General features: G+C 62.8%; 9 protein-coding genes. 4 read left to right on the forward strand and 5 right to left on the reverse strand.

The features are described 5' to 3' along the window. A partial coding sequence (locus ON23_RS38995; protein ID WP_039782201.1) for a hypothetical protein occupies nt 1-213 on the forward strand: 213 nt, incomplete at its 5' end. Here ON23_RS38995 and ON23_RS29000 read toward each other — a convergent pair. Further along, complete coding sequence (locus ON23_RS29000; protein WP_039782202.1) at nt 186-518, reverse strand: hypothetical protein; 333 nt, start codon at nt 516-518, stop codon at nt 186-188. The two genes, ON23_RS38995 and ON23_RS29000, sit on opposite strands and share 28 nt — an antisense overlap. A 200-nt stretch (nt 519-718) precedes the next feature. On the opposite strand from ON23_RS29000, the gene ON23_RS29005 reads away from it, so the two are divergent. Then, nucleotides 719-1,282 (forward strand): hypothetical protein, encoded by a 564-nt coding sequence (locus ON23_RS29005; protein WP_039782203.1) that lies wholly within the window; start codon nt 719-721, stop codon nt 1,280-1,282. 647 nt (nt 1,283-1,929) lie between these two features. Here the strand turns inward: ON23_RS29005 and ON23_RS37165 are convergent. Both ON23_RS37165 and ON23_RS38165 read right to left on the reverse strand, forming a co-directional pair. Next, nucleotides 1,930-2,778, reverse strand: coding sequence for an immunity 49 family protein (locus ON23_RS37165; RefSeq protein WP_223273972.1), 849 nt, complete (start codon nt 2,776-2,778; stop codon nt 1,930-1,932). Nucleotides 2,779-3,407: 629 nt separating this feature from the next. Continuing rightward, on the reverse strand, nt 3,408-3,557 hold the full coding sequence (locus ON23_RS38165; protein WP_157170313.1) for a hypothetical protein: 150 nt from the start codon (nt 3,555-3,557) through the stop codon (nt 3,408-3,410). 628 nt (nt 3,558-4,185) lie between these two features. On the opposite strand from ON23_RS38165, the gene ON23_RS29010 reads away from it, so the two are divergent. Further along, on the forward strand, nt 4,186-4,614 hold the full coding sequence (locus ON23_RS29010) for a DoxX family protein (RefSeq protein ID WP_039782204.1): 429 nt from the start codon (nt 4,186-4,188) through the stop codon (nt 4,612-4,614). 456 nt (nt 4,615-5,070) lie between these two features. Here the strand turns inward: ON23_RS29010 and ON23_RS36220 are convergent, their stop codons facing one another. Both ON23_RS36220 and ON23_RS29020 read right to left on the reverse strand, forming a co-directional pair. Continuing rightward, on the reverse strand, nt 5,071-6,396 hold the full coding sequence (locus tag ON23_RS36220) for a pentapeptide repeat-containing protein (RefSeq protein WP_157170314.1): 1,326 nt from the start codon (nt 6,394-6,396) through the stop codon (nt 5,071-5,073). A 478-nt stretch (nt 6,397-6,874) separates the two neighbouring features. Continuing rightward, complete coding sequence (locus ON23_RS29020; RefSeq protein ID WP_039782205.1) at nt 6,875-7,768, reverse strand: LysR family transcriptional regulator; 894 nt, start codon at nt 7,766-7,768, stop codon at nt 6,875-6,877. 153 nt (nt 7,769-7,921) lie between these two features. Between ON23_RS29020 and ON23_RS29025 the strand changes: the two genes are divergently transcribed. Then, the coding region (locus tag ON23_RS29025; protein WP_039782206.1) for an EthD family reductase at nt 7,922-8,074 on the forward strand (153 nt) is incomplete at its 3' end.

Consider the following 8,074-nt stretch of genomic DNA (forward strand, 5'->3'; position numbering starts at 1 on the left):
ATGTTCCGCTTCGTACGAGCGCACGATGGTGGCAGCGTCGCAGAATATCGCAGTGAACTCGACTACTGGGACACTCGATGGCAGGGCCGGCCGACCTCGAACCTGCTCGGCCAGTTGACCTTCCGCCGCGCCGCGCTGGCCCGTCCGGTCAGCGCTGTCCGTGGCATGTCAGTGCATTCCGCATTTCAGACGGATGAGGTGTCCGACTCGTAGGAGAAACGGCCCACCATGTTCCACCTCCCGTCCGAGTTCTTGACGAATCGATAATTCGCCCTGCACAGGCCGGAGCCGAAGCGTTCGTGCAGGTCGACCAGATCGCAGATTGCCTGAACGAGATCGTCGTCGGGGATGTTCGCTGACTGAAGCTCAGAGACGAGCGAGTACTGGATCATTCTGTCTTGCACCGTGATCGACAGTTCCGCGTGGGTCTCGCCCCCGTAGAGATGGCGCAGCACGTGGCCACCCAGGTTCTTGTCTATCGGCTGCTGCTCATCGAGCGGAACGGGGGAACTGCTCACTAGGCTCAGCCTTCCTCACCATAATGCATGCAACAACTTCAGGAGCCTGCTCATGCGCTGCATTCGGCAATAGCGGACGTTATGCATCGCACCAGGTTCCGGCGGCCGGCGCCCCGCGCTGGCGGGCTCGGTCAGCGGTATGCGGCATAGAGTGAATCCCAGCGAGGCTCCAAGCCGGACCGAGTGCCACAATCGGGCAGGTGGAAGAGATCGAAAGGATCGCCGAGTCTATCGCCGCCAGTCCTGGCCAGGTGGTCGCGGTGGAAGTCGGTGATCGCGATCGGGTGGCGGACCTGGTTGCTCGTCTCCAACCGATCTACGACTACGGGTACGACGCCGATGACGGCGCCGACGTTCGGTTGGCGCTCGGGTCTGCCTGCTCGACGCTGGAGCGTGCGCTCGAGCACTTCGCCGCCGCAATGCAGCTTCCCTACGGTGCCGCGCGAACCCTGTGGGAGTTCTTCGAAGCAGTGAGCCAACGCCCTTCCGCGTACCGGAGCTGCCTTGTCGTCGCGGATGCGGCCGAACTGCTCGCCGACGAGGACGAGCTCATGTGGCGCGCACTGGCCGACGAGCTGGTCGATGGACCCCGCTGCATGGGAGGTGGTTGGGACACACTCGTTCTGGTCGATGACCATACCGGCTGGGCGAGTTCACGATTCGGATCGGCAGCCGATGCAGAGCTGGCTGCGAAGGCCCGACTTTCCTCCGACGAGTACGCAGCGTTGCAGCGCGGACTGGAATTGCGATACCGAGCCGACTGAGTCGCCAGGAACAGGCGCACACCGACCTCCCATCCGGCAATCGGCATGAGCGCGCGCATGTGAGTTCGCTAGAGTCAGCCGGACGGTGCGGCCGGAGCGTCGGATCTCACGAGGCGCCAGCGCTGATTGGGTCGAGGAGAGGCGCACAGGTTATTCTGCTTCGGAACGTGACGCGATGTGTGAGTAGGGGTTTGACGTGCAGATATGGGATGTCAACGGGGTCGGGTTTCGTAGGGGATTAGCGTCTGGGAAGAAGTAGGGCAGCACCCGTATAGCTACTGGTAGAGGGGGCTCGGCCGAGCCCCCCAGCGGGACTCGGGCCACCCGGCGTGACAGTCGACATCGGTGATATCGTCATGGTAAGTCAATTCAAACCTGAACATTCGATCCCTTGCATCTATCGCGCCTGCATGAACCATTCCTTGACAGTGGTAAGGACGAGATTGCTGCTATCGGCCTTTATGTCACCGTAAAAGGAAAGTCTATACATTCCTCCGCCTCGGTTGATCTGCGTTAGGTCGGGTGTCGAATGCTCCATCGCGCAGCTGTTTGAGATGGCTTCGATATTCTTTCCTGGGTACTTTATCGAGATCTTCTTGCGTGCATCAGAAGCTCATAGAATAGTCGAACATCTACACTTCAAGAGACTAGTATCGAAATCCTTCGAGCCAGTCGCCTTTTAACATATGCCTGGGGATGTAGTCCGATTCGACCTCGATCGCAACTTCCATGTCGTATCCAATGCAGGCTATAGCAAGTGGGGCCAGGGCAATTGCTCCCGTGGCGTCGTCAAAGCGCTCAATATCCGATGTCCAGTAGACTTTGTGAAATTCTAACGCATCTTTCAGTGCTTCATTGAAGGGACTTTCGCCTTTGAAGATCAAAGAATGGAAGAGATGCACAGGCGGATAAAGAATCGTTTGAAGGTAACCTTCCGAAACGAAACGAACTGCATCAGGATATGACGCCTCCATTGCTCTCAGAAGACGAGACGCCAAGCCGTCACCTCGAAGCCAAAACGTTTGCAGAACATCTACCCAAAGATAGACGAACTCATCTTCCCGACTAGCCGCTCGAAGCCTGTCGACCGGGATTTTGCATAGCATGGTCATCCTAGCTTGGTCTCTGCAGATAACAGCGAGATAGAAAGCGCTTAGCCAATTCGAAGCACTAGCGAATGTCCGTGCGCTGATCATGGGCAGCGTTCTGGTCTTATCTAGAATGAATAACTCAATCGCATCGGCATTATCGCCGGTTACTTCAAAAATTGCCGAGCCCACCTGCAAAGCTATTGCAGCCGACGCGCACGTCGCAAAATAATCGGCATCCCGATCCGTCCAGAAGCTCAAATACATCGCCCGGAGGGCTGCCTCGAACGTCAGGCCGATAGAATCCGGCATATCTTCGAGGGAACTTAGGCGCATGGCAAGGTCGGACCGGGCTTCCTGAGCTCGCACTTCATCCGTCTTTCCTGGATGCCCATGATGAGCGACCATGACGGTCACGGCGTACCACCTTTGCTACGATCGTATTCCCGTACACCAGCCCGAGTACGAGGAAAATGGCAACTATGTCGGGGTCAGTGTGCCCCTTCGGCTTCGGTAGCAGTCGGCCCGCCTCCTCATCTTCGTTCGGCTACTGTGCCCTGGCGACGTTCGGCCGGCGGGCTCAGATGACCCCTGCCCGTTGATCTTCCGCTGCGCCGCGCTGGCCGGTTCGGTCAGCGCGACTCGCGGCATTGCAGGACAGTGGCGTCGATGGCCCATTTCATCGATTCGCCATCAAGAACTGTTGGGCACCAACCCGATCGGGGCAGGTCGGCGATCTCCCATCGGTCAGCGATCCCCCAAGGCATCTGCTCGATACCCCGCCACAGCCATCTGGCCGTACTCATCTCGATTCGGTCCCATTCCCGGTGGCCGCAATGCCATGGCCGACTACCGTGAAGCTCGGCGATGGCAAACCCGTTGCGCTGGCGTGGATGTAGACCCACCCGCCGTAGTGCATCAGCACGGACACTGACGTGGAACGAATACGGTGGTGGAGGCCCGCCGTGTTTACTGAGGGGGTAAGCGCGATACTCCTCGGCTCTGAATGCGTCCCAGTCGATGCCGCGTCGGCGTAGTCAAACAGCCAGGAAGCGCTCGACGCTGAGCTTGGGCTCACACCAATAGGGGCCGATGACGATCCTGTCCTGATCGTGGGGAAACGACATCGGCCGAGTTCGCTCGGCTTCACCGTCCTCGCCTCGACGTGGCAAAAGCAACTCCGTCATGACCCGACCATGCCGTGTCTGCAGAGTTCCTACCACCACACTCTCTGGTGGGATGCGCTCAGCCGACGGACTGCTTCCAGTCGCACGCTCATCGGCATGAGTGCGCACTCGAGTTCACTAGAGTCAGCCGGACGGCGCGGCCGGAGCGTCGGAACTCGCGAGGCGCCGGCGCTGGTTGGGTCGAGGAGAGGTGCAGAGGTTATTCTGCTTCGGAACGTAGCGCGATGTGTGAGCACGGGTTTGACGTGCCGATATGGGATGTCAACGTAGTCGAGTTCCGCTTCAACGTGTAGCGGATCGGCATCTGGAAAGAAGTAGGGCAGCGCTTTCAGCGCTGCTGTCAGCGACCTTGCTGAGGCCCCCATCCGGTATTCGGGTGGGCGCTCTGTCGTTTCGCCGGCGCGGTGCGATGGCCGACCTCGACGGCGCGGTAGGCGGCCTTTCCGTGTGTCCTGATCGGGATCAGTTCGAATCCGAGGGCAGCTCTGGCCGGAAACGCAGCGCGTATCCGGTCCCGACGGGGCGGTGAAGATTCTCTCGACCGCGGCGATGAGTTTTCCGGACGGCCCCCGTCTGTACTGCTGAACGCGCCACCAACCCGGCGCGACCGACCCAGAAGGAACAAGAGATGACCGCCATCACCGCCACCCAGACCACTGCCGCCGTCCGCCCCGGCAAGATCCGCAACCGCGTCCTGTGGACCCTGCAGGTCGTGCTCGGTCTGTTCTTCATCATCGCCTCCGGCGGGCCGAAGCTCGTCATGCCGCACACCCTGATGGAGAACAACGCCACCGCTTTCTCGATCCCGTTGGCGCTGCTGGTCTTCATCGGTCTCGCCGAAGTCGCGGGCGGGATCGGACTCATGGTGCCGCGCCTGACCGCGGCCGCCGCGATCGGGCTGGCGATCGTCACCTTCCTCGCTGCCGGCTTCAACGCCTTCCTGGCAGGCGCCCCGGAATTGGCTCCGTTCCCGCTGGTGCTCACCGCGATCTTCGCCTGGATCGCCTACGAACGCCGGGCCTCGATCACCGCCTTGGGTGCGCTGATCAAGCGATGACCCGCGCATAACGTCCGGCTACCGGCGGCACCCAGCGGCCGGTAGCCGCATTGTGCGTTAGGGGGACGGTCCGGTCGGGTTGGTCGGGCTGTCGCATCGGAGTCGCGGGATGGACACCCCCGGATCGGGCCGCCTGCCTGCGCCCTCCGAATCATGTGATGGCGGTTGTTGTTTCGCGGCGGGCGGTGTGTGCCCCAGCCCTACGCGCGAGCCTGTGCCTTGCGCGGGGGAGGACTGCTTTGCCATCGGCCGCTGGATGTCAGTCCTGTGGCAATCTGGCGGCGTGGGTGAGCACGAACTGGTCGGGCATGGCGGCGGAACCACAGCGATTCTCGAGAGGATTGCGGCCGGCAAGGCGGGTGTCGTCGACATAGAGGGGCCCCTGGCAATAAGGATGGGGTCTCGCCGGCCTGCCACGCACTATGAACGTTGAGTCTCTCGGTAAAAAGCTTGCATCTATCGAGGGGCTTTCGCGGCCTGCTGGTGACTTGCCGCGACAACGGGCGGCCAATCCTGTGGTTCGATATTGGCAGGCTTTCGACTGTGGTCTTCGCTCCAGTCGAATACAGGTGTCGGAGGGCCCCAGTGTCTCGGTTCATTGAACGAGATGGTGCCGCTACCGAAGTCTGCCTCATCGAATCGGGCGTTGCCGGTGAAGGTCACCTGGTCGAACCGTGCCTTGCCGGCGAAGGTCGTGCTGCCGAACCATGTATTGCCGGCGAAGCTCGCGCGGTCGAATCGGGCATGGCTGGAGAAGACGGTGCCGCCGAATCCTGCGTCGCCCGTGAAGGTGGCGCCGCCGAATCCTGTGTTGCCGCCGAAGGTTGCGTCACCGAACTCGGCGTTGCCGGTGAAGGTCGCCTCGCTGAACTCGGCGTCACCGGAAAAGTTGACGCTGTCGAATCCGGTGTTGCCGGAGAAGGTCGCGCCGTCGAATCTTGCGTTGCCGGCGAAGGTCGCGTCGCCGAACCGGGCATTGCCGGACAGGGTCGCGCCGTCGAACCGGGCGTCAGCGGCGAAGGTTGCGTTGCCGAACCGGGCGTTACCGGAGAAGGCTGCGCCGTCGAAATGGGCGTTGCGGGAGAAAGTTACGCCGTCGAACCGGGCGTTGCGGGAGAAGGTTGTCTCACCGAAGTTGGCGTCGCCCGCGAAGGTGGCGCCGCCGAACCGGGCGTCGGCGGAGAAGTTCGCACCGGCGAACGAGGCGTTCTCGGTGAAGGTTGCGTTGTCGAACCGCGAGTGTCCGGACAGGTTTGCGCCGTCGAAATGCGCTCTGCCGGAAAAGATTACGCCGTCAAACCGGGCGTTGCCGGAAAAGGTTGCGCCGTCGAACCACGCGTCGGCAGCGAAGGTTACGCCGTCGAATTCGGCGTTGCCGGCGAAGGTCGCGCTACCGAACCGGGCGTCGCCGGAGAAGGTCGCGCCGCCGAACCGAACAGCACCCGAGAACTGAGCACGGCTGAAATCGACGTTCTCGAGATAGGCCGTTCGGAAGTCGAAATCGGCTGTGGACCAGCTATATGCGGCCTCGGGCCGAAGGTGGTCGGTCATGACACGGACGATGGTTGCCCGGACTTCTCGGTCATTGTGCCGATATTCGTGGTGGTGTTCCCGGTCGTCGGCGTGGGTGTTATCCGCCGTCGCGCGGTGCTGTTTGATGACCAGTTTGCTCTGGTGGTTGGCACCGAGCTCCGGACTGTAGGGCAAGCGGAGGTATCCGCACAGCACGTCGATGCATTGCTGGCGGCGCGGGCCGTCGGATTCGTCGGCGACACCGGCCATCGCGTAGACCCCGGCGATTCGGACCGCGACATCTGTCGCGCCGAGTTGGGCCGCTGCGGCGCCGAAGCGCTCGACGAACCGGCTCTGTTCGAGATCGCGTTGACGCCGGTAGGCGATGACCAGGGCGACCACGCCGCCGACACCGGCGACGACGGTCAATGCGACACGAGTGATATCGATTTCGGCGGCCTGTTTGGTCGCATCGACGGGGGTGATCCAGCGCAGGAATCCGTAGGCTGCGAAGGCCACAGCCAGTCCGGCGAGCAGCGCTGCCGTGACCGCGGGGAACAGCCGTATTCGTCCCGCCCGGCGGCTGAATGCCGCGCGCGATTCCTTGGTCAACGCTGCGCGCAGCGCGGTCGGTCTCGTACGTGCCTGTGCGCGAAGTGCGCTCACCCTCCTGGTCACTGCACGATTCTGCTCGATACCGAAAATAAGCGCCATCGAGCGTCGGCAATCTTCCTGACCTGCTGCGCGTTCAGTCCGGCAGCCAGTGCAGCTCGTGTGCCAGGGCCTTGGCGACGGTACGGATGCGGCGGTGTAGGGGTGACTGCACGCGGGGGAGGACCAGGTGGATGGTCAAGGTGGGTGCGCCCCGCAGCGGTCGCCACGTGAGACCGGCCGGTTGTGTCGTGACCGCGACTTCACCGGCGGGGGCGAGGGTGAGCCCGTCGCGTAGGTCGCGCTGAGACATGTCGAAAGAGACTGCGGGCGTGTGGAATCGGGGGCTGGCGTCGCGGAACAGTGCGGACAGCTGATCGTGGATCACCGGGTTGGCCGCACGGTCGGGGAGCCGCAGCGGATATGTGGCCGCGTCGGCGATCTCGATCTCCGGATGTTCGGCCAGCGGATGATGTTGTGCCAATTGGACCCCGACGCGCTCACGCCGCAGCGGAAACCGGCGCACGCCACGTCCCGGCTGTTCCCCGCGGGTGATCCCCGCATCGATGCGGCCGTCGGCGACCGCGGGGGAGATCTCCGGTGTCGCCATCGGGACCGCGCTGACCTCGAGTCCCGGGCTGCTGCGAATGAGCCGGTCCACCAGGGCGGGTGCCGTCTCGGCCCCCGTGCTGAGGCTGTATCCGATGCGCAGCGTGCCCAGTTCACCGGCCCCTGCTTTCCGGGCGGTGTCCCACGCCCGGTCCAGCGCCGCCAGCGCGGGCGGCGCGGACTCCGCCAAAGCCGCACCGGCCGTGGTCAATACGACGCTGCGCGTGGTGCGAACCAGCAGGTTCGTACCGAGTTCCGCCTCCAGTCGGCGCATCCGGGCACTGAGTGCGGGCTGCGCGATACCGATCCGTGCGGCCGCGCGGGTGAAGTTCAACTCCTGCGCCAGCACCAGAAAGTACCGCAGGCTCACCGTATCCGGCACCCCGTGCCCTCCCTGCCGATTGATAACGATCCGTTCTGAGTCTATCGCGTCCCGGTCTTTCCCTCGACCACACATCAAGCCCTAACCTGCGCATATGCCGATGCAACCGACCGCGGTACGGGACACCGCACTCACACCCACCGGGAGGCAGTCATGCATAAGTTGGTAGTCCTGTATCCCAAGCCCGCCGACCCCGACCACTTCCGCGACTACTACGTGAACAACCACCTTCCGCTGGTCACGAAGTGGCCCGGCCTACTCGGGTGGCGCTACAGCTTCGACGTGGCGGCGACCAACGGAGAAGCG

Origin of the sequence: Nocardia cerradoensis NBRC 101014, assembly GCF_000308535.1 — a bacterium.
Classification (GTDB): Bacteria; Actinomycetota; Actinomycetes; order Mycobacteriales; family Mycobacteriaceae; genus Nocardia; species Nocardia cerradoensis.

Excerpts from the sequence above, each read along its gene's own strand:
- ON23_RS37165 (WP_223273972.1), bottom strand. The coding sequence starts at position 2,778 with ATGGTCGCTCATCATGGGCATCCAGGAAAGACGGATGAAGTGCGAGCT.
- ON23_RS38165 (WP_157170313.1), bottom strand. The coding sequence starts at position 3,557 with ATGACGGAGTTGCTTTTGCCACGTCGAGGCGAGGACGGTGAAGCCGAG.
- ON23_RS29010 (WP_039782204.1), top strand. The coding sequence starts at position 4,186 with ATGACCGCCATCACCGCCACCCAGACCACTGCCGCCGTCCGCCCCGGC.
- ON23_RS36220 (WP_157170314.1), bottom strand. The coding sequence starts at position 6,396 with ATGGCCGGTGTCGCCGACGAATCCGACGGCCCGCGCCGCCAGCAATGC.